Source organism: Treponema sp. UBA753, assembly GCF_002297325.1.
Taxonomy (GTDB): domain Bacteria; phylum Spirochaetota; class Spirochaetia; order Treponematales; family Treponemataceae; genus Treponema_D.
In genome coordinates this window covers 2,851-3,997 of sequence record NZ_DBKJ01000053.1, presented here as the reverse complement: position 1 = coordinate 3,997, position 1,147 = coordinate 2,851, and the positions used below count along the sequence as shown (strand labels likewise).

General features: G+C 39.2%; 1 protein-coding gene. It reads right to left on the bottom strand.

Annotation, left to right across the window (positions count from 1 at the left end; genetic code table 11):
• Positions 1-48 precede the first annotated feature (48 nt).
• Positions 49-1,147 (bottom strand): PcfJ domain-containing protein (locus tag B4C08_RS04670; RefSeq protein ID WP_296663489.1); only part of this gene is annotated, 1,099 nt, incomplete at its 5' end.

Below are 1,147 nucleotides of genomic sequence, written 5' to 3'. Positions count from 1 at the left end.
TAAAATTGCTGTTTGTTGATGAAAACATTTTTGCTTTTGCCTGTCCTTTTAGCTGAACCGGAGACCGTGCTTGCCTCTCCATCTTGCAAGCAGAATCCGCTGGTCTCTGTCTGGAATATAATTTCGGTCTATCCGTTCCTGGAAAGTCTCTTTTCCGCGGACTTCAATGCAGATTTTATATTCATCATCTTTTGTAACGTATACGATTAGACATTCCTTGTTTTTTATACGTTCAGAATAACTTGCCACGCAGTTGTGAAGCGCGCTGCCGATTTCGCAGAGCTGGTAGGAATCTTTAGGCAGGCGGAATGAATATCCTCTGATTTCATCCTCAAGGCTTTTTTCTTCGTCTGTGTATGAAAAAATTATGTTCTTGTTTTCATACCGGTAGGCAAGGCTCGAAAGCGCGTTGTGATTAAATTCCGTAAAGCCATCGGTCATAATGTCATTTTTCAGCGTATCCGGAAGATGCCTGAAATATTTTTCGAACATCTTAAGACTGTCATAAAGATTGACAAAATCATACCGTATATGTTCTGTTCCTCTGAAAATTGTATTCATGGTGGCTTTTTGCCCGCGTTTTTTTATACTGTAACGGCAAAAGAATTCAAGCGATTTGGAATCCACATTGTCTATTATTCCGGATTTTTCTTTGCTTTTTATTACATAGTTATAAAGATTGATGTCGCGGAATCCTGCATCCTTAAGCCGTAAAAATGTGATTAGGACACCCGGCCGTTCTGCAAAAGCTTTCCGGAGTGTTTTTGTATTTTTTATTTTGTACTTTCTGCAAAAATGATTGAAGATTTTTGAATCGCTTCTTTTAGCGTGAAAGCGGATTTTTCTTTCCTGAATTTCCTTGCTGTTTATGATGTCATAAAGCTTGGGGCAGAAGGGCAGCATTGTAAGCGTATAAAATTCATGCAGTTTTATGCGCCTGCCTTTCATTTCCTTGCGAAAAAACTCAAATGAAACGCCGGTAAAGGCTTCTGCAAGCTCAAGAAGTCTCTCGTAGGATTTTTCGATTGCCTCATAAGGCAGAATATCATCAAGCTCAGAACAAAAGTCTTTATTGTCAGCCCGGGAATCTTTTGTAAAATCATCAAAATTGGCGGAGGCGTTTTTCATGTCAAAGACAAGGGATTTT